Origin of the sequence: Hymenobacter rubripertinctus (assembly GCF_003583925.1) — a bacterium.
Lineage (GTDB): Bacteria > Bacteroidota > Bacteroidia > Cytophagales > Hymenobacteraceae > Hymenobacter > Hymenobacter rubripertinctus.
The window spans coordinates 57,484-76,376 of sequence record NZ_QYCN01000017.1; the positions used below are offsets into that span (position 1 = coordinate 57,484).

The 18,893-nt window shown below is 62.4% G+C and carries 21 protein-coding genes, 1 tRNA gene, 1 other RNA gene and 1 pseudogene; 15 read left to right on the forward strand and 9 right to left on the reverse strand.

Annotated features, from left to right (window positions below):
• Positions 1-102: 102 nt before the first annotated feature.
• The 4 genes from D0T11_RS22555 to D0T11_RS12545 all read right to left on the reverse strand — a co-directional run bounded on the left by D0T11_RS22555 (position 103) and on the right by D0T11_RS12545 (position 2,393).
• A complete protein-coding gene (locus D0T11_RS22555; RefSeq protein WP_182888379.1) occupies positions 103-273 on the reverse strand; it encodes a hypothetical protein in 171 nt (56 codons plus the stop codon).
• A gap of 267 nt (positions 274-540) precedes the next feature.
• Positions 541-1,065 (reverse strand): MOSC domain-containing protein, encoded by a 525-nt coding sequence (locus tag D0T11_RS12535; RefSeq protein WP_119656135.1) that lies wholly within the window; start codon positions 1,063-1,065, stop codon positions 541-543.
• A gap of 139 nt (positions 1,066-1,204) precedes the next feature.
• Positions 1,205-1,633 carry a hypothetical protein gene (locus D0T11_RS12540; protein WP_119656136.1) on the reverse strand — a complete coding sequence of 143 codons (429 nt, stop codon included), beginning with the start codon at positions 1,631-1,633 and terminating at the stop codon, positions 1,205-1,207.
• 55 nt (positions 1,634-1,688) lie between these two features.
• On the reverse strand, positions 1,689-2,393 hold the full coding sequence (locus D0T11_RS12545) for a VIT1/CCC1 transporter family protein (protein ID WP_119656137.1): 705 nt from the start codon (positions 2,391-2,393) through the stop codon (positions 1,689-1,691).
• Between the two features lie 131 nt (positions 2,394-2,524).
• On the opposite strand from D0T11_RS12545, the gene D0T11_RS12550 reads away from it, so the two are divergent.
• Positions 2,525-3,178, forward strand: coding sequence for a Dps family protein (locus D0T11_RS12550; RefSeq protein ID WP_245990833.1), 654 nt, complete (start codon positions 2,525-2,527; stop codon positions 3,176-3,178).
• Between the two features lie 152 nt (positions 3,179-3,330).
• On the opposite strand, the pseudogene D0T11_RS12555 reads toward D0T11_RS12550, so the two are convergent.
• Positions 3,331-3,846, reverse strand: a pseudogene (locus D0T11_RS12555) (low affinity iron permease family protein).
• Between the two features lie 216 nt (positions 3,847-4,062).
• Between D0T11_RS12555 and D0T11_RS12560 the strand changes: the two are divergent.
• Positions 4,063-4,144 (forward strand) — tRNA-Leu (locus D0T11_RS12560).
• Between the two features lie 173 nt (positions 4,145-4,317).
• Here D0T11_RS12560 and guaA read toward each other — a convergent pair.
• On the reverse strand, positions 4,318-5,850 hold the full coding sequence (guaA, locus tag D0T11_RS12565) for a glutamine-hydrolyzing GMP synthase (RefSeq protein WP_119656138.1): 1,533 nt from the start codon (positions 5,848-5,850) through the stop codon (positions 4,318-4,320).
• 494 nt (positions 5,851-6,344) lie between these two features.
• Here guaA and D0T11_RS12570 point away from each other — a divergent pair, with 494 nt between their 5' ends.
• From D0T11_RS12570 to D0T11_RS12600, 7 genes are all read left to right on the forward strand, one after another.
• Positions 6,345-6,827 carry a carboxypeptidase regulatory-like domain-containing protein gene (locus D0T11_RS12570; protein WP_119656139.1) on the forward strand — a complete coding sequence of 161 codons (483 nt, stop codon included), beginning with the start codon at positions 6,345-6,347 and terminating at the stop codon, positions 6,825-6,827.
• Positions 6,828-6,984: 157 nt separating this feature from the next.
• Entirely contained in the window at positions 6,985-7,386 is a 402-nt protein-coding gene (locus D0T11_RS12575; protein ID WP_182888380.1) for a carboxypeptidase-like regulatory domain-containing protein, read from the forward strand.
• A gap of 113 nt (positions 7,387-7,499) precedes the next feature.
• Positions 7,500-7,596: signal recognition particle sRNA small type (ffs, locus tag D0T11_RS12580), an RNA gene on the forward strand.
• 202 nt (positions 7,597-7,798) lie between these two features.
• Positions 7,799-8,455, forward strand: coding sequence for a fructose-6-phosphate aldolase (gene fsa, locus D0T11_RS12585; protein ID WP_119656141.1), 657 nt, complete (start codon positions 7,799-7,801; stop codon positions 8,453-8,455).
• Between the two features lie 117 nt (positions 8,456-8,572).
• Positions 8,573-8,776, forward strand: coding sequence for a fructose-6-phosphate aldolase (locus D0T11_RS12590; protein ID WP_119656142.1), 204 nt, complete (start codon positions 8,573-8,575; stop codon positions 8,774-8,776).
• A gap of 83 nt (positions 8,777-8,859) precedes the next feature.
• Entirely contained in the window at positions 8,860-9,549 is a 690-nt protein-coding gene (locus D0T11_RS12595; protein WP_119656143.1) for a cell division ATP-binding protein FtsE, read from the forward strand.
• A gap of 153 nt (positions 9,550-9,702) precedes the next feature.
• Positions 9,703-10,593 (forward strand): glycosyltransferase, encoded by an 891-nt coding sequence (locus D0T11_RS12600; protein WP_119656144.1) that lies wholly within the window; start codon positions 9,703-9,705, stop codon positions 10,591-10,593.
• Positions 10,594-10,716: 123 nt separating this feature from the next.
• Here D0T11_RS12600 and D0T11_RS12605 read toward each other — a convergent pair whose 3' ends face one another.
• Positions 10,717-11,619: a hypothetical protein gene (locus tag D0T11_RS12605; protein WP_119656145.1), complete on the reverse strand. Its 903-nt coding sequence runs from the start codon at positions 11,617-11,619 to the stop codon at positions 10,717-10,719.
• 170 nt (positions 11,620-11,789) lie between these two features.
• On the opposite strand from D0T11_RS12605, the gene D0T11_RS12610 reads away from it, so the two are divergent.
• Both D0T11_RS12610 and D0T11_RS12615 read left to right on the forward strand, forming a co-directional pair.
• On the forward strand, positions 11,790-12,953 hold the full coding sequence (locus tag D0T11_RS12610) for a DegT/DnrJ/EryC1/StrS family aminotransferase (protein WP_245990836.1): 1,164 nt from the start codon (positions 11,790-11,792) through the stop codon (positions 12,951-12,953).
• Between the two features lie 72 nt (positions 12,954-13,025).
• Positions 13,026-13,835, forward strand: coding sequence for a M48 family metalloprotease (locus tag D0T11_RS12615; protein ID WP_119656146.1), 810 nt, complete (start codon positions 13,026-13,028; stop codon positions 13,833-13,835).
• Between the two features lie 137 nt (positions 13,836-13,972).
• Here the strand turns inward: D0T11_RS12615 and D0T11_RS12620 are convergent, their stop codons facing one another.
• Complete coding sequence (locus D0T11_RS12620; RefSeq protein ID WP_182888381.1) at positions 13,973-14,854, reverse strand: alpha/beta fold hydrolase; 882 nt, start codon at positions 14,852-14,854, stop codon at positions 13,973-13,975.
• A 224-nt stretch (positions 14,855-15,078) separates the two neighbouring features.
• On the opposite strand from D0T11_RS12620, the gene D0T11_RS12625 reads away from it, so the two are divergent.
• A complete protein-coding gene (locus D0T11_RS12625; RefSeq protein WP_119656194.1) occupies positions 15,079-15,675 on the forward strand; it encodes a carboxymuconolactone decarboxylase family protein in 597 nt (198 codons plus the stop codon).
• Between the two features lie 20 nt (positions 15,676-15,695).
• On the opposite strand, the gene D0T11_RS12630 is transcribed toward D0T11_RS12625, so the two are convergent.
• Positions 15,696-16,409, reverse strand: a complete 714-nt coding sequence (locus tag D0T11_RS12630) for a M48 family metallopeptidase (RefSeq protein ID WP_182888382.1) — start codon at positions 16,407-16,409, stop codon at positions 15,696-15,698.
• Between the two features lie 154 nt (positions 16,410-16,563).
• Here D0T11_RS12630 and D0T11_RS12635 point away from each other — a divergent pair, with 154 nt between their 5' ends.
• From D0T11_RS12635 to D0T11_RS12645, 3 genes are read left to right on the forward strand one after another with little or no spacing between them, the layout of a single operon-like run.
• Complete coding sequence (locus tag D0T11_RS12635) at positions 16,564-17,580, forward strand: Gfo/Idh/MocA family protein (protein WP_119656147.1); 1,017 nt, start codon at positions 16,564-16,566, stop codon at positions 17,578-17,580.
• A 14-nt stretch (positions 17,581-17,594) separates the two neighbouring features.
• Positions 17,595-18,068, forward strand: a complete 474-nt coding sequence (locus tag D0T11_RS12640; RefSeq protein ID WP_147374640.1) for a hypothetical protein — start codon at positions 17,595-17,597, stop codon at positions 18,066-18,068.
• A gap of 41 nt (positions 18,069-18,109) precedes the next feature.
• Positions 18,110-18,850 (forward strand): EcsC family protein, encoded by a 741-nt coding sequence (locus D0T11_RS12645; RefSeq protein WP_119656149.1) that lies wholly within the window; start codon positions 18,110-18,112, stop codon positions 18,848-18,850.
• Positions 18,851-18,893: the final 43 nt, after the last annotated feature.

Sequence of the window (18,893 nt, forward strand, 5' to 3'; positions counted from 1 at the left end):
GGTTTCACTCTGCTCCGGCTGGCGCGTATGCCTTCCGGCGGAAGTTCTGCAAGCAGGGCATACGCGCCGGCAAACCAGAGAGGCAGAAAGCAAAAACCAGCGTCAGGGACGGTGCCGACGGTGTCGCCACGAAGCAGCCGCTTCCGGATTTTCCGATTCGGGATAAGCCGGGCAGTAGCCGGGTGCAGGGCCGGCGGCTGGCAGCAGCTCAGTTAAAATCAGCAGCGCCAGTGCAGTGGCAGCCAGGTTGGAGGAAGCAGTGGAAGTTTCCATGCCAGGTAGTGGTTAACATCGATAAAAACAAAGCAGTAACCGCTGGCCGGTGCGTGGGCAAGTGGTAATAAAGGGTAATGGGGGCGGTAGCTCGAGCAGGCCCGGGGAATAGAAGGCTGACACGAGCAAGTGCGGGTACATACGGCCGCAGCGGCCCAATCGGATTCATCGGCCGTGCTTTGTGTTCCGGATGGCTTGAGGAGTATTCTCCGGCAAACCTGGCAACGCTCATCCGCAGCCGGAAATTTTCGCCAAGTGCGGAAGCGTTCAGGCTGCCGGAGGCACTACCCGCACTACGTCGCCGAGCCGGATCAGGCCACCCCGCACGATACGGGCCGTGAGGCCCCCGTGGCCGCGCATGGCGTTGTAGCCTCCCGCACCCAGCTCTTCTTCCATCCGGGAGCAGGGGTGGCACTCACCGGTGATTTCCAGCACCACCTCTTCCCCCAGGCTGATCTGCCGGTTTTTCAGCGCCAGCAGGTTCAGGCCACTCACTACCAGATTGCGGCGCAGGCGGCCCGGGTCCAGGGGCGCGGCCAGGCCCAGGAAGCCCGCAACGGCCGTCAGGTGCTCGTGCTGAATCAGAGTCAGTTGGCGTTTGCCGCCGGGTTGGGGGCGGGCATGGTCGCCCAGCAGATGGCGGTCGGTTTCGGCCTGCGCCTGCGCCACCACCCGCATGGGCTCCCGGCGGGCCGGCCGCAGCCCCAGCCACTCTACCCGCCCCTGCTGAGGCAGGCTGGCAAGAAGCTGGGCCACAGTAGGCTTATCATTACCGAAAAAAGAAAAGGACATACGCAGTAAGTGAGTGAGTGAGTGAGTGAGTGAGTGAGTGAGTAAGTAAGTAAGTAAGTAAGTAAGTAAGTAAGTAAGTAAGTAAGTGAAAAGGGGCGCCGCCTGGTGCAGCCGGCCGCAGACGGCGGAAACCAGGCGCTTACTCCCTGATTTCCGGGTGACGGATCTGGCCGCCCAGGTTGCCGGCGCGGACCAGCAGCCCAAAGCTGAGAATTGCCGTCGCCAGCGTCAGCCGAATAAATAGTCGCTCCCGGCCAGTTCGCAGCAGCGCCAGCAGGGCCAATACCCCCGTTAGTTCCAAGGCCCAGAACCCCAGCTCGGCGGCGGCTTCGTGGGCCTGAATGAGGTGGTGGGAAATGCCGGGCAGCTTTTCTAGGGCTTCCCTGGCTCCTTCGCCGGTGAGTTGGGTAGGCAGGCCAACCAAAGCGGCACCGAGTAGCATAACCAGGCCGGTGCGGCTGACCGGACTGCTGGATTTGGCTACGCCGGCCCCCAGTACCAGCAGCCCGAACAGGCTGCCCAGAATGGGCACGTGGTTGAGTAGCAGGTGCAGGTGAAGTTCAGTCATAAATCAGCGAATAGTAACCAGCGAACAGGCCCGGCGAAAACGTTGCCCGGGCATTTTACTCGTGCGTAAACTGGCGGGCAACCAGGAACGCGGCTCCGGCGGCCAGGGCGCCGGTTCCGGCCATTTTGAGGCCTCCCAGCGCGGGCGGCTGCCCGGTCAGGCGGCTTTTCAGGTAGCCAAACACGAACAGGCACACCAGCGTAATCAGGGCCGACAGGGCCAGCCCTTCGGTGGGGGTATCGGTGATGAAATAGGCGCTGAGCGGAATCAGGCCCCCCACGGCATAAGCGGTGCTGATGGTAAGGGCACTTTTGGGTGCCTGGCGCGCGTCGGGCTTTTCCAGGCCCAGCTCGTACTTCATCATAAAGCGCACCCACTGATCAGTATCGGCGGTGAGTTCCCGTACGGCCTGGGCGCGGGTGTCGGCCGAGAGGCCCATTTCGGCCAGCAAATCGTCTACTTCGGCCCGTTCTACGTGGGGTACGTCCTGCACTTCCTGGTACTCGCGCCGGAGCTCGGCCTCGTAGTGCTCCACTTCGGTGCGGCCGGCCAGGTAGCCACCCAGGCCCATGGCAATGGAGCCGGCCACTATTTCGGCCAGTCCGGCCGTGATGATGAGGCCCGAAGAGGCCACGGCCCCGCTCAGGCCGGCGGCCAGCGCAAAGGGCACCGTCAGGCCATCGGCCAGGCCAATCACAATGTCCTGGAGCATGGCGGAGCTGGTCAGGTGGTTTTCGGGGTGCGGATGAACGTGCTGCATGATTGTGGAGGGAAGAGCGGGCCGCAATATGGCGCGCTCCGCTAACCTACGTACCTTTTTTGCGTATGGTAGCACCAGCAGGTGGCTTTGGGCCATCTTTCCTTTTCAGCAATTTATATTCCTCTCGTATCATGGCTAAAGCCACCACCAAAGCTGCTCCGGCAGCCAGCAAGCCCGCCTCTAAAAAAGATACTTCCTCCAACGGCCACGCCGCCCCCAGTGTGCAGCCCGTCATGAACCAGCAGTTCAACGCGCCCGCGCCGCTGCAAAAGTTCGGAACCGTGTCGCAGCGGCTACCCATCGGCCTCGACGAGAAAACCCGCCAGCAGAGCGTGGACCATCTCAACCAGCTGCTGGCCGATACCATGACCCTGCGTGACCTCTACAAGAAACACCATTGGCAGGTAGTAGGCCCCACGTTCTACCAGTTGCACCTGCTCTACGACAAGCACTACGAGGAGCAGAGCGCCCTGGTAGATACCCTGGCCGAGCGCATTCAGATTCTGGGCGGCGTGGCCGTAGCCATGGCGGCCGACGTGGCCGAAATGACCAGCATCCCCCGCCCCCCCCGCGACCGGGAGGAGGCGACGGTGCAGGTGTCGCGCCTGCTGGAAGCCCACCAGATCATTCTCAAAGAGTGCCACGAGTATGCCAAAGCTGCCGATGAGGCGGGCGACGACGGCACCAACGATGTGGTGGTGAGCGACGTGATGCGCACCAACGAGCTACAGGTCTGGTTTGTATCGGAGCACGTGGTAAATACCCCGTTGGTTCGGGCGCAGTAACTGCCGCTTGCAACCCGTTTGCTCAGTCATTGAGCTGAAGAGGCTTCTTCCCCGAACGGGAGGAAGCCTCTTTCGCGTCAGCGCTCAGCAGGAGGCGGGTGTACGGGTGCCGGACCCTGTGCCCCGCAACCGACGGGTTGTCGGGCCGGAGTCTACCGGCGGTAACTTCTGCGTTTTCCCTGGTGGTTTTCCTCGGCCTCCTCCACCGAGTGGGAGCGCCCCAGCTCATGCCCCTGGCGCGCCTTTTCGGCCAGCAGGCAGAAGGAGCCGTGGAGCAGGCTGATTTCCTCCTCCGGGAAATCCTGGGCATTGATGATCCGGTTGCTGGCCCCTTGACGAGCCGCAATCAGCTCGTTGAGCTTCAGGTGCAGCACCAATAAGTCCTTGTTCTGGACCCGCTGAATCAGGAATACCATCAGAAACGTAACGATGGTGGTGCCGGTATTAATGACCAGCTACCAGATTTCGGAATACCGGAACAGCGGCCCGGTAAGGGTCCAGACCAGCACAAGGCCCGCCGCCGAGCAAAAGGCGGCTGTGGAGCCCGACCAGCTGGTGACTACGCTGGCAAAGCGGGCAATGAAGTTGGCCGGCTTCACGGGCAGCGGGGTAGGAGCAAGAGCAGGTATGGGGCCGTAAGGAAGGAGGGGAAGGAGTTGAAAGCACACTTGCCGGCAAATTCCGGCCGGTTAGGTGAATGAAAGGTGAAATTTTTCCCGCTGACAATGAGTGCGAAACCGAATTATACAGTCGATAAACGCGGAAAAAGCAGCGCCATACTTGCACCCTTGCCAGCAACCCGCTACTTTTGTCATCGATTCGCCGCCTCAGTGAATCCGAAAGCTTCGGCCTTCGCCTAGTAAAAGGAGTGCTAGCCGTCATCAGCGCACGTGGTGAAACTGGTAGACACGCCATCTTGAGGGGGTGGTGCCTTCGGGTGTGGGAGTTCGAATCTCCCCGCGCGCACTCTTAAGCAAAAATCCCGCTTCGGCTTGCGCCGGAGCGGGATTTTTGCTGGTCAAAATGGTGAGGTGGTGAAATGGTGAGTTTGCTGTTCAAGCGCCCTGTTTGCGCAAGTGGCGCAGCCTGGGCGCTGGAACAGCAAACTCACTATTTCACCACCTCACCCTTGCACTGCTCTATTCCCATTCAATGGTAGCGGGTGGTTTGGAGCTGATGTCGTACACCACGCGGTTGATGCCACGCACCTGGTTGATGATGCGGTTGCTGACTTCAGCCAGGAAATCGTAGGGCAGGTGAGCCCAGTCGGCGGTCATGCCGTCTACGCTGGTCACGGCGCGCAGGGCTACTACCTGCTCGTAGGTGCGCTCATCGCCCATCACGCCCACGCTCTGGATGGGCAGCAGCATCACCCCGGCCTGCCACACCTGGTCGTAGAGGCCGTGCTCGTGGAGGCTATTGATGAAGATGGCGTCGGCCCGCTGGAGCAGGTCTACTTTGTGGGGCGTCACGTCGCCCAGGATGCGGATGCCCAGGCCGGGGCCGGGGAAGGGGTGGCGGTGCAGAATGTTGACCGGCAACTCCAGGGCACGCCCCACTTCCCGCACCTCGTCCTTGAACAGGGTGCGCAACGGCTCCACAATCTTCAGATTCATCTTCTCGGGCAGGCCGCCCACGTTGTGGTGGCTCTTGATGGTCACGGCCGGTCCGTTCACCGACACCGACTCGATTACGTCGGGGTAGATGGTGCCCTGGGCCAGCCAGCGGGCACCGTCCACCTTCTGGGCTTCGCGGTCGAATACCTCGATAAAGGTGCGCCCGATGGCCTTGCGCTTCAGTTCGGGGTCGGTGAGGCCCGCGAGGGCCTGGTAGAAGTCGGCGCTGGCGTCTACGCCGCGCACGTTCAGGCCCAGGTCGCGGTAGGAGTGGAGTACCTGGTCAAACTCATTCTGGCGCAGCAGTCCGTTATTCACGAAGATACCGTGCAGCCGCTTGCCAATGGCCCGGTGCAGCAACAACGCCGCCACGCTCGAATCGACGCCCCCCGAGAGGCCCAGAATCACCTGGTCCTGCTCGCCGATGGTGGCTTGCAGGCTCGCCACCATACCATCCACGAAGTGCTCGGGCGTCCAGTCCTGGAGGCAGCCGCACACGTCCACCACGAAGTTGCGCATGAGCTGCTTGCCGTCGGTGGAGTGGGTTACTTCGGGGTGAAACTGGATACCGTAGGTCGGCTGACCCTCGATTTCGTAGGCGGCTACGGCCACGTCGGGGGTGCCGGCAATGGCCAAAAAGCCGGCGGGCAGCTCCTGAATGGTGTCGCCGTGCGACATCCAGACCTGGGAGCCGGGCTCCAGGCCGCGCAGCAGCGGGTGGTGCTGGTTGAGGTGGGTGAGGCGGGCGCGGCCGTACTCGCGGATGCTGGCCGGCAGTACTTCGCCGCCCTGCTGGTGAGCCAGCAGTTGGGCTCCGTAGCACACGCCCAGCACCGGCACCCGGCCCAGGTAGCGGCTCAGGTCGGGGTCGGGCGAGTTGCTGTCGCGCACGGAACACGGGGAGCCCGAAAGCACCACGCCCCGGATATCCTCAGTGAGGTCCGGGGCGTGCGTATACGGGTGAATTTCGCAGTAAACATTCAGTTCCCGGATGCGCCGGGCAATGAGTTGGGTGTACTGCGAGCCAAAGTCGAGAATCAGAATCTGTTGGGGCATAGGCAAAATTAGCGCGCAGATTTCAGACCTGAAGCACGACGGCCGTTTTTTCTGCGGCGGCCGTTGGCATGGGCGGGCTGTCAGCGCGTTTTCGCGCATCGCCATAAGGTCACAAACCGGCGTTTGCCAGGAGCATGAGCGAGTACTATCCGTGCCCTGATGATGCGCCAGTGGCAATTCAGGCACTGGTATCCTAGCAGGATCCGACGTAAATGCTGGTCACATCCGCCCGGCACGCAGCCTTTCTCCAGGCGTCCCGAAGCCGGACCTTTGAGTGCGCCAATAGTCATTGGCCCTTATCCACTGCTGTTACGCAGTAGCCGTTGCAGCATTCGTTTTTCGGTGCTCGTTGCTCGTTTTTCGGGGCTGATTGGTTAATGAAGGTGAATCAGCCCCGAAAAACGAGCAACGAGCACCGAAAAACGACCTGCCACCGCAGCTACCGGAAGCGACCTGCGTAACAGCAGTTATCCACTGGCTCTCACGTTCGCGCTATGCATTCATCCCTCCCTCTTCTGGCCCTCACGCTGTTGGGAGCCCTGACGCTGCCAGGCGTTGCGGTTGCCCAGCAGGCCGTTTCCGAAACGGCTCCCCCCGATTCGGCCAGCCTGGCGCCCCCCCATTCCGAACTGGTGGCTGAGGTCCTGCCCCCAACTTCCCGGCCGGTTGCGGCCGGCCTGCTGGCCGTAAAAATGCTGGCCGGCAATGTGGTCGATGAGTGGGGTAATCCGCTGAGGGGTGCGACGGTGATGGTACTCGGCGACCAGCTGCATTCGGTGAGCACCAACTCGACCGGCGACTATCTGTTACCTGCCCCCGGGGCAGCCCCGGTTATCCGGGTGAGTTTTGCCGGCTACCAGGATGCCGAGCGCATTGCCCGTGGCCCCGCCGATCTGCTTTTCAAACTCGACCCCGTGCAGGACTACAAGCGGGATCTGAAAAAGCGCACCAAGGCCGCCGCCAAAGCCTGGAAGTAGTAACCGCAGCGGCGCCTGCACAAAGGGCGCGCGAGGCGAAAGCGGGACCGGAGAAAACAAGACGAATGATGGAGGGTTAAAAAGCTGCTGAGGTCCGGTTATTGCTGGACAGCGGTTTTCGCCTTCCCTCTTTTCCTTCTGAGTCCTCCCTATGGTTTTGTCCACGTTTGCCTTCTGGCTGTCGCACGTTGTTGCTTCGGCGTTCTACCCCGCTGCCGGCCCGTTGCCCCGCGTTTCGGGGGCGCCCGTTCAGCAAGGGGTAGCACGGGAATTGTTCGGCCACGTCACGGACTTCACTGGTGCGCCCCTGGCCGGAGCCACGGTGGCCGTGGAAGAGGACCGCAAGTCGTCCGTTATTACGAACTCGGTGGGCAAGTTTCTGCTCGTTAGCCCGCAGCGGCAGCCGCAGTTGCGCATCAGCTCGGCCGGCTATTACGATACGCTGGTGGCCGTCACCACGCTCAACACTTCCATCGAAGTCCAGTTGCGCCCCATCGACCGCTACAAGCGTAAGCTGAAAAAGCAGTACAAGGCCGCTAACAAGGCCTGGAAAAACTAGCGGCGGCGAAGGATTCAAAAAAAAACCAGCTGATTTACTTGATGATACCGCCCCGGTCGGAAAAAAAAGCCGACCCCGGTACCGAATCCGCCGGATTGGTGCTTACCTTTGTCCCGGCGAGTCAGAACGACCAGCTCCTGCTGAATTCCCCCAGGACCGGAAGGTAGCAAGGGTAGGTGGTTGAGCGGTGCGATTTTGGCTCGCTTTTTTATCACAGGTTTTTTCCGGCCGACCTCTTTCGCCGAAATCATCTGACCTTAGTGAAAAGCGCCCTTAACCGGGCGCTTTTCCTGTTTTCAGGCTCCGTAAGTCCGGTGATAATGGGTTTGTGACACACAAAATCCGGTCAATCCGCCGAATCCGCGCAATCAGTGAGTAGCTTTGGGGAATTGTTGTTTCCCAACCTACCCGCATGAAATTCTTCATTGATACTGCCAACCTGAAGGAAATTCAGGAAGCCGTGGAGCTCGGTGTGCTCGACGGTGTAACCACCAACCCTTCGCTGATGGCCAAGGAAGGCATCAGCGGCACGGATGCCGTGATGCGCCACTACAAGCAGATCTGCGAAATCGTGGACGGCGACGTGTCGGCCGAAGTGATTGCCACCGACTACGAAGGCATGGTTCGCGAGGGCGAAGCCCTGGCCGAGTTGCACCCCAACATTGTGGTGAAGATACCCATGATCCGCGACGGCGTGAAAGCCATTCGCTACTTCTCCGACAAGGGCATCAAAACGAACTGCACGCTCATTTTCTCGGCCGGCCAGGCCCTGCTGGCCGCCAAAGCCGGTGCTACTTACGTGTCGCCTTTCGTGGGCCGCCTGGATGATATCGGCCACGACGGCCTGCAACTGGTGCAGCAGATTGTGGACATCTTCAGCAACTACGGCTACCCTACGCAGGTGCTGGCCGCCTCCGTGCGCCACGTACCGCACCTGCTCCAGTGCGCCGAGTTGGGGGCCGATGTGGTTACCTGCCCGCTCAACGTCATCACCGGCCTGCTCAACCACCCCCTCACCGACAAGGGCCTGGCTACTTTCCTGGCCGACCATAAGAAGGTGAATGGCTAATTAGAAATCAAAAATTAAAAGTGAAAAATTAAAAATGCTGCGTCAGGGAAGTTGTCCAGACAGTCTTAGCTGAAAGGCAATTTTTAATTTTTCACTTTTAATTTTTACATTCAAAAAATGTACATCATCAAAGTAAAGGGGAAGGCCAAGATTCCGGACTACATTCAGTTGCGGGACGAGGAATTTGTGCTCATTGCCTACTTCCGCGCCGACCGCCCCCTCAAGGATTTGCACCGCTACGGGCTGGCCGGCAAGGAAACCGAGCTGGCCGCCGTTATTGCGGGTCTGGAATTCGGGAAGCTGCAAAAGGTGGAGGTATGAAGCCGGGCCTGGCAGGCTTGCCAAACCAATCTCCCGGACTCTTGCTAACCAACCATTTCAGCCTTTTCAACTAACTCCCAACCATGACCGTAATTGAGCTGCACGACGCTTACATTATGCAGGACGTGAATACGGTGCTGCAAAAGGTGTCGTTCACGTTGGGCAAAGGCGAATTCGCCTATCTGGTAGGCCGTACCGGTTCGGGCAAAAGCTCCCTGCTCAAAACCCTGTACGCTGATCTGCCCCTGCCCGCCGGCACGGGCTCGGTGGTAGGCTTCACGCTGCCCCGCAGTGGCAGCACCGATAAGGTGCCTTACCTGCGCCGTAAGCTGGGCATCATCTTCCAGGATTTTCAGCTGCTCTTCGACCGCTCGGTGGCCGATAACCTGCTGTTTGTGCTCAATGCCACGGGCTGGAAGGGGAAGGCCCGCAAGCAACAGCGTATTTCCGAGGTGCTGATGCGGGTGGGGCTGGCCAGCGTGGCCGGCAAAATGCCTCATCAGCTTTCCGGCGGCGAGCAGCAGCGCGTCGTCATTGCCCGCGCCCTGCTCAACGAACCGTTGCTGCTACTGGCCGACGAGCCCACCGGCAACCTCGACCCCGACGTGGCCGACAGCATTATGCAGCTGTTCGTGGAAATCAACAACGCCGGCACGGCCGTGCTCATGGCCACGCACAACTACCAGATTATTCAGCAGTACCCGCGCCGGGTGCTCAAGTGCGAGCAGGGGCAACTCCTGGACTCGGCCGTGACGCCTTTTGAGGTCGGCTAGCGGGGTTTTCTCTGCGCCGATGGAAGCCGGAGCGGGCAAAGTCTGCGGAATAAAAAATAAGATGGGCTGACAACCAATCGGCTTCCGGCGTACTCTTCGTAGGTAGTCCGACTGCCGGGACTTTTTGCATTCGTCCGCGCTATTTACCAGAGAATGATTGGGCTTTCCGTACTGATTCCGGTGTTCAACTACGATGTGCGGCCGTTGGTACGCACGCTGTTGGCGCAGGTAGCAGACTGGCAGGGTCCCGTCGAGATTCACTGCCTCGATGATGGGTCACAGGAACTCCACCGACTGCAAAACCGCGAGCTGGCCTTGTTGCCCGGAGTGCACTACCGGGAGCTGGACCACAACGTAGGGCGGGCCGCCATTCGCAATCAGCTGGCCGCGTCGGCCCGTTACGCCTGGCTGCTGCTGCTCGACAACGACAGCAGCCTGCCCGACGGGCAGTTTCTGGCCCGTTATGCCGCCGCCCGCCACCGCGCGCCGGTGCTATCGGGTGGCACAACCTACGAAGCCGCCCCGCCGCCCGAAGCCGCGTTGCGCCTACGCTGGCTCTATGGCCTGCACCGGGAGGCCCGCCCCGCCGCCGTGCGCCAACGCGCACCCCACGGCCAGCTGACGCTCAATAATCTGCTCGTGCAAACCAAGGTATTCCGGCAGTTGGGCCTCGATGAAAGCCTGACCCGCTACGGCCACGAGGATACAAAATTCGGGTGGCTGCTGCGCCGCACCGGCACCGGCGTCCATCACCTCGACAACCCCGTGCTCCACGATGGGCTGGAAGCTGCCCCGGTCTTTCTCCAGAAAACCCACGACGCGGTGCGCAACCTCGTGCAGCTCTACCGGGCCGAGGGACTGGGAGCCGATACCCGCTTGCTGCAGGCCGCCCTGCGCCTCCAGCGCTGGGGCCTGAGCGAGGCCGTCCGGACTGCTTTCGGGTTGCGGCGGGAACAGGTGCAGCGCAACCTGCTCTCCGGCCGCCCCAGCCTCCGCCAACTCGATGCCCTGAAACTGTACTGGCTGCTCGACGAGTTGCGCTGAAGCCGCGTGCCCTACTGCGCGCCCGGGAGAAGGCAGTAGCACCGGGCCGGGGGCGCAACGCCAAAGCGCCGGCCCTTCCGAAGAAGAACCGGCGCGGTTGGCCTGCTGGCAATCAAAGGCAGATTAGTCGTTATCGGTGTTTTTGACTTCCGATTTCACTTCTTTATAGGCTCCTTTTACGGCGCTGCCCACCTTGCTGCCCACTTTGGCGGCACCCTGGCCCACATCCTTGCCTACTTCCTTTACATCGGAAGCGGTGTTGCTGACAGCGCGGCCCACGGCGGAACGTTCGTCCTGAGTTTCGTTGGCGACCTTGTTGGCAGTACCGCTCACAGCATCAGCGCCCTGGGCTACGCGGGCCTCGGCTTTGTCGTAGGATTTGAAGGCGGCATACTTGAGCTTCTCCTTCTGAATTTCGGCTAGGTCCTTAGCCGGGATGTCGCCCTTTACTTTGTCGTAGGCTTCATCCAGCGCGCGCCACTCGGCATTGATGTTGCGCCAATCGTTGATGTCGTACTGGTCTTCGTTGCGCTTGATGTCGTTGACGAAGGCCTCATAGGTCTGCCGGGCGTTGGCGGCCGTTACGCGGCTGGCCGGCGAGGTGGGCTTGTAATACTTGCCCATCGCCATAGTCCCCGACGACATGGCGGCAGTCGAGCCGGGACGGTTATTCCAGGCCATTTCACGCTTGTCGTAGGCGGTTGTGTAGCGGGTGCGGAGCTGCTCGATTTCCTGGCGGCGGGCATCGTCGTACTGGTCGCCGTACTTATCGACGGAAGCCACTTTGGCATCGAAGTCGGACTTGAGCTGCGCGGTTTCGCGGTCGTAGTCAGCCTCTGCCTCGTTGGCTACGGCGTCGGCTTTCATTTCGGTATCCGAAACAAAAGTTTTGAAATCGTTATACGCCTGGTCGCTTTCGGCTCCCATTTCGTTCTGCTGCGCGTTGGTGCAGCTGGTAGTGAAAGCGGCCCCGCTAAGCAGAAGGGCAGCCGATAGGGCGTTTATGGTGAGGGTTTTACGGAACATGGTAAGTGAATTTTAAATTAGGAAAGGGAGAATGGCCGGGAGAGAGCCCAGGCTGAAGCCTTCTGGGGTTAACGCAGGCAGCGCGCCGCTGGTTACGCCGGGGGCTGGTATTGGCCGGCGCTCCGGCCCAGTTACCTTTGCCGCTTCCCTCCCTTTTCAGCTTTCCTGCCGTGCCCGTTTCGCCCCTTGCCACCGCGCCACCCGCGCCTATTCAGTTGCTCGACTTGCCCGCCCAGCACGCCCCGATTCAGGCGGAACTGGCGGCCGCCGCGGCCGCCTGCCTGCACGAGGCGGCCTTTATCCAGGGGCCGGCCGTGGGGCATTTTGCCCAGGAGCTGAGCGCGTATCTGGGCGGCCCGCACGTGGTGCCCTGCGCCAACGGCACCGACGCGCTGCAACTGGCCCTGATGAGCCTGAAGCTGCCCGCCGGGGCCGAGGTCATCGTGCCGGCCTTCACCTACGTGGCCACGCTGGAGGCCGCCGCCGTGCTGGGTTTGCGCCCCGTGCCGGCCGATGTGCTGGCGGGTACCCTCAACCTCGACCCGCAGGCCGTGGCCGCCGCCCTCACGTCCCGCACCGGCGCCATCGTGGCCGTGCACCTGTTCGGGCAGTGCGCCGATTTGCAGGCGTTGCGCCAGCTGGCCGACCAGCACGGCGTGGCCCTGATCGAGGACAATGCCCAGGCCCTGGGAGCCACTTTTCAGCCCAAAACCGGCCCCGCCTGGATGGCCGGCACGGTGGGGGAGGTGGGCACCACGTCGTTCTTTCCGAGCAAGAACCTGGGCGGTTTTGGCGACGGGGGCGCACTGTTCACCCGCGACGCTGCCCGGGCCGAGTACCTGCGCCAGCTCGCCAACCACGGCCAGAGCCGCAAGTACCACCACCAGCACGTGGGCCTCAACTCCCGCCTCGATACCCTGCAGGCGGCCCTGCTGCGCGTGAAGCTGCCCCACCTGCCCGCCTGGACCGCCGCCCGCCAGCGCGTGGCCGCCCGCTACGACGCGCTGCTGGCGGGCCTGCCGGGCGTATCGGTGCCGGCCCGCGACCCGCGCAGCACCCACGTTTTCCACCAGTACACCCTTACCGTAGCCGATGAGCCCGGCCGCCGCGACGCACTGCAGGCGTTTCTGGCGGCGCGGGGTGTGCCCACGGCCGTGTACTACCCGCTGCCCAACCACTTGCAGCCCGCCTACGCCTACCTGGGCTACCGGGCCGGGCAGTTTCCGGTGGCCGAGCGCCTGGGCCGCACCGTCCTCTCGTTGCCCATCCACCCCACGCTCACCGCCGAGCAGGTGGCCTACGTGGCGGCCCAGGTGCGGGCGGGGCTGGCCTGAGGGCGTGGGTTGGCCCGGTTTTTTCTTTCGGCCCCAGCAATTGCAGTTTATACTCTCCTGATTTTTTCGCTTATGCGCTTTTCTTTTCTGACCCTCGCGTTGCCCCTGGCCGGGGTGGCCGCCCTCACCACCGCCGCCATCAACAAGCCCGCCCAGGGTTTCAACATTTTCTCGGTGCAGCAGGATATTGAGCTGGGGGCCCAGGTGGCCCAGCAGACCGACTCGCTTTACCGGGCCAAGGGCCAGCTGCTGAGCCGCAGCGGCAACGCCCGCGCCTACCAGCTGCTCGACGGCGTGGTGAAGCGCGTGCTCGACAACGGCCAGCTCAAGTACCGCACCCAGTTCCCGTGGGACGTCCAGATCATCAAAGACGACAAGACGCAGAACGCCTTTGCCACGCCCGGCGGCCACATCTACGTGTTTTCGGGCCTGATAAAATACCTCGACAACGAGAACGAACTGGCCGGGGTGCTGGGCCACGAAATTGCCCATGCCGACCGCCGCCACAGCACCCAAACCATGCAGAAGCAGTATGGCACGAGCATGCTGCTGGGGCTGCTGCTGGGCAACCGCTCCAACAGCCAGCTCGTGCAGATTGCCGCCGGCCTGGGCCAGCTCAAGTTCAGCCGCACCTACGAAACCGAGGCCGACAAGTACTCGACCATCTACCTCAACGGCACCCGCTATTATTCCTGCGACGGGGCCGCCGGCTTCTTCATTAAGGCTGAAAAAGAGGGCGGCGCGGGCACCCCGGAATTCATGAGCACCCACCCCAACCCCGGCTCCCGCGTCCAGAACATTCAGCGCAGCGCCCAGCAGCTGGGTTGCACCGGCAAGGCCGTGAGCAACAAAAATTTCGAGGAGCTGAAGCGGATTCTCTAGCCGGTTGCCCGGTTTTGCCTGGCAGAACCCAGGCTGCCTGTAGCGCGAAGCTCCGGCCTCGCGTATCGTTGAACGAACCCGCTCAGGGGCAGCAACGATACGCGAGGCCGGAGCTTCGCGCTACAGGTACGTTGGCTCTAAGTGGGCTGCTGGCGAATGAAATGGGTGATTAGCCGGGCAATTTCCGGCCCTTTTTCTTCCGCGAAGAAGTGCTTGGAGGGCAGCTTATGCACCATCGGCAGGTGCGCGGCCTCTTTCACCAGGTTGCCGAAATGCTCGAAGTCGAGGGCCGGGTCCTCGGCTCCCCAGATGGCCTGCACCGGGTAAGGCGGCTGGTCAACGGCCCGCTTGAGCAGGTCCTGCAGCTCCTGGGAATGATCGAACTGGCGCATGATTTTGAGGAAGGCCTTGCCGCCGTCGTCGCGCTTGAGCAGGTCGACGTAGGCGTACACTTCCTCCTTGGGTAGCTCGCTGATGTTGCTGACGCCCATGGCCTTGAACAGCAGGTACCAGGTCGGGTGCTGAATGGTCAGCAGTTCGGCCTCGCCCAGTATTGGCATCTCGAAGGGGCGCATGGGCAGGGGCTTCTGGAAGTTGACCACATCATAGAACATATTGAGAATGGTGAGCGACTGAACGCGCTCGGGGTGTTCGGCGGCCAGGGCCAACCCGATGGCCCCGCCGATGTCGTGGACCACCAGATGGTAGCGCTCCAGGCCCAGCGCCTCGGTAGCCTGGTGCAGAAACCGGGCAAAGCCCCGGAACGTGTAGTCGAAGTCCTCGGGCCGGTCCGACAGCCCCAGCCCCGGCATATCCACCGAAATGCCGCGCAGGCCCTGGGCTTCCAGGCTGCGCAGCATTTTGCGAAACAGGTACGACGACGTGGGCACGCCATGAAGACAGAAAACGGCGTCGCCCTGGCCATAATCGAGGGCAAAAGTGCGGACGCCCGCCACATCGAAATAGCGGCCGGAAGCCTCGTGGGCCGTAATAACTTGCTCTACGGTGCGGTTGCTCATAATCAGAAGAGGTATATAGTGGAAAGGGCAGCAGCGGCCGGTGCCGCAACCAGCAGCAAGCCAACAGGTGTGCCCTTGATACGCGAGTACTGCCAAAGGGATGAGTTGGGCTGCCGGGGAATTGAGGTGAAAGGATGTAGCGCATGTTTCAGCAGAGGGGAGGGAAAGGGGCGGGCCAAACGCGTACCTTGCCGGGGTCTTATTCCTTCTTCATGCCCTCGTTTATGGCTACTCCGCTCGTAACCCCGCTCGCTCCCGATGCCAACCCCGAAGTGGCGGAACTGGCTGCTTTTTTCAACGAAACGCTGGGTTTCTGCCCCAACAGCGTGCTTACCATGCAGCACCGACCGGCCATTGCCACGGCTTTTATCCAGCTCAACAAGGCCGTAATGGCCAACCAGGGCCGCGTTACCAGCGCCCTGAAGCGGCTGATCGGCTACATCAGCAGCCATGCCGCCGGTTGCCAGTACTGCCAGGCGCACACCATTCTGGCTGCCGAGCGCTACGGCGCCGAGCAGCAGCAGCTCGACCACATTTGGGAGTACCCCACGCACCCGGCTTTTTCGGCCGCCGAGCGGGCGGCCCTGGCCTTCGCCGTGGCCGCTTCGGCCGTGCCCAATGCCGTGAACGAGACCATCAGCCAGGCGTTGCGCCAGCACTGGACGGAAGGCGAAATCGTGGAAATTCTGGGTGTCATCAGCCTGTTTGGCTACCTCAACCGCTGGAACGACTCGATGGGTACGCACCTGGAAGAAGGGGCGGTGGCCGCTGGCGAGCAGCACCTCGCCGGCCGCGGCTGGAGCCCGGGCAAGCACGCCTGAGCCGGGGGGTAGGGGGGCGGCTAATCGGCGTCGGGGGCGGCGCCGGGGGCCAGCAACACCCGGTTCAACTCGGCGCGGTGGGTGCGCCAGTCGGGCATAAACTGGTCCATGAGGCCCCAGAACCGGGCGTTGTGCAGGCGCTCGTGCAGGTGGGTCAGCTCGTGGACCAGTACGTATTCGAGGCAGGGCAGGGGGCGCTTAATGAGCTCCAGGTTCAGCCAGACGCGCCGGGCCCCGATGTTGCAGGTGCCCCAGCGGGTGCGCATCTGCTTTATGCCCCAGTCTGCCGCCGCCCGGCCCACCACCGGCTCCCACTGGGCAAAAAGCGCCGGCAGCACCTGCTTCATCTGCTGCCGGTACCAGACCGTGAGCACGGCTTCGCGCTGGGTGGCGGTGCTGCCCTCGGGCACACTCAGGCGTAGCTGGCCGCTTTCGGGCAGCAACACCACGCCGGGCCGCCCCGCTACCGGAGTTACCAACAACTCGTACGCCTGACCCAGATACGGCACCGTTTCGCCCGCCTCGTAGCGCGGCTGCGGGGCCGGCTCGCGGGTAGCGAAACGCTGCTGATGCTTCTCAATCCAGCTTCGGCGGGCTTGCACGAACTCCTCAATAACCGACGCAGGCGTTTGCAGCGGCACCGATACCCGGATGCGGCCCCCGGCATACACCGTCAGGCGCAGACTGCGCATCTGCTGGCGCACGAGGTCAATTTCAAGGCCGGCAATTTTCATGTTTTGAGCTTCAAGCGGCAAGCTACAAGCGGCCAGCGTATGTTCAGTCGTCAGCCTACCGTTTGGAGCTTGCCGTGTGGAGCTAAAATAAGCTTGTAGCTTGCGGCTTGAAGCTTGCAGCTCGAAACTTGCGGCTTGTTGCTTGAAGATCCCAATGGAATCAGCCGTTCGTTTTGTTATCTGCGGGGTGGGCCACATTGGCCGCCGCCATGCCGCGCTGGTGGCCCGCCACGCCGGGGCCGGATTGGTGGCGCTGGTTGATAGCCGGCCGGAACTGGCCGCCGGGCTGGCCACCGAATTTCCCGGCGTGCCGTTCTTTGCTTCCCTCGACGACTACCTCGCCCACGGCCCCGCCGCCGATGTGCTGACGGTGGCCACGCCCAACGGCCAGCACGCAACCCAGGCCATTCGGGGCCTGCGGGCGGGTTTGCACGTGGTAGTGGAAAAGCCGCTGGCCCTGCGCAAATCCGACGCCGAGGATATTGTGCACACCGCTTTGCAAACCGGCCGCTTCGTGTTCGGGGTGATGCAGAACCGCTACTCGCCGCCCGCCGCCTGGCTCAAGCAGGTGGTGGACGAGGGCCGCCTGGGCCAAGTGTTTCTGGTGCAGCTCAACTGCTTCTGGAACCGCGACGAGCGTTATTACACGCCCGGCAGCTGGCACGGCACCCGCGCCGACGACGGCGGCACGCTCTTCACCCAGTTCAGCCATTTCGTGGATTTGCTCTACTGGGTGTTCGGCGACATCAGCAACATCACGGCCCGCTTCCGCGACTTCACCCACGAGCAGCTCACCGAGTTCGAGGACAGCGGCCTGGTCACGTTTGATCTGTTGCGTGGCGGCAGCGGCACGCTCCAGTACAGCACTGCCGTCTGGGACCAGAACCTGGAAAGCTCCCTGACGGTGGTGGCCGAACACGGCAGCCTGCGCCTGGGCGGCCAGTACATGGATAAAGTAGACTACTGCCACCTGCGCGACTACCAAATGCCCGAACTCGCGCCCACCAACCCCGCCAACCAGTACGGCCCCTACCAGGGCTCGGCCGCCAACCACGTCCACGTCATCAATAACGTGGTAGCCACCATCCAAAAGCGCGGTTTCGCCAGCACCAACGCGCTGGAAGGCCTGAAAGTGGTGGAGATGATTGAGCGGATTTACAGCCTCAAATAAGGAACCCGAAAACCATGAAACATATCGTTGTTGTGCTGGGGAGTGCGCTGGCCCTGGCCGCCTGCTCTGCCGACACGGAGCAGAAATCTCCCGGGGTCGCGGAATTGCCCGCAGAATCGGAAGCGGCGAAACTGAGCAACGCGGTCAGCTCCCGGGGGCGCGACACCATTGCGGCCGGGGAGGAGTTTGTTACCCGCGTGTACCTGAACCAGGCGCGGCAAGCCGGCATTATGGCCGCCAAAACCAAGCGCCCGCAATTCCTCATCACCTATAACCCGGCCCTGCAACAGGCCCGGTTCGATACGGCGGTGCTGGTGGGCGATACGGGCATTGTGCGCTTTACCCCGCAGGTTGGAGCCTTCCGGCCCGGCGAGGTGAAGACGCACGAATGGGTGTACCAGGTGGCCGTGGATTTCAACGGCCGCTACCCCGGCCCCGATACCGTGTTTATGGTGCGGGAAGTGCTCTACATCAAAGCCAGGCCGTAAGCCGGGGCAGCGCCGCGCCGCGTTGGGCCGTATGTTGACCTATGACCGACCAGCAAGCCCTAACCGACCTCCGCGCCTGGCAGCAGCGGATGCAGCGCCCGCCCACGCTGCTCAACCGCTTCGCGCGGCTCGTGCAGGCCCGCCTGAACGCGCTGCTGCCTGAAAAGCTGCACCGCGCCATTACCACCGCCATCCAGAAAATGGTGCAGGGCGTGTTGTTTGGCTCCATGCATACCACCCGCCAGCCGCTTCCGGAAGGCACGCTGGCCGAGCGCGAAGCGCGGGTGCGCAAACGCATCCGGGCCTACCGCAACACGGCGGCCCTGGAGGGGGGCGTCACCGGAGCCGGGGGCTTTTTGTTGGGCCTGGCCGATTTCCCGCTGCTACTGGGCATCAAGCTCAAGCTGCTCTTCGATATTGCCGCCCTCTACGGCCACGAGGTGCGCACGTTCCCGGAGCGGCTCTACCTGCTGTATATCTTCCAGCTGGCCTTCAGCAGCCACCACACCCGCCGCGAAACCTACCGCCAGCTAGCCGACTGGCCGACCACCGAAGCCACCGTGACGGTCGACGCCTTCGACTGGCGCACGTTTCAGCAGGAGTACCGCGACTACATCGACCTAGCTAAAATGGCCCAGCTGCTGCCCGTGGTGGGCGCGGCGGTGGGGGCGGTAGCCAACTACCGTTTGCTCGAACAGCTCGGCGAAACGGCCATCATGTGCTACCGCCTCCGCTGGTTCGGCGCAGCAACAACAGCTGAATTGCCGGCCAGCCATCGGTAGTTCTGCAAGGTGATGTGGCAGGTATCTCCACGCGAAAGAGCCC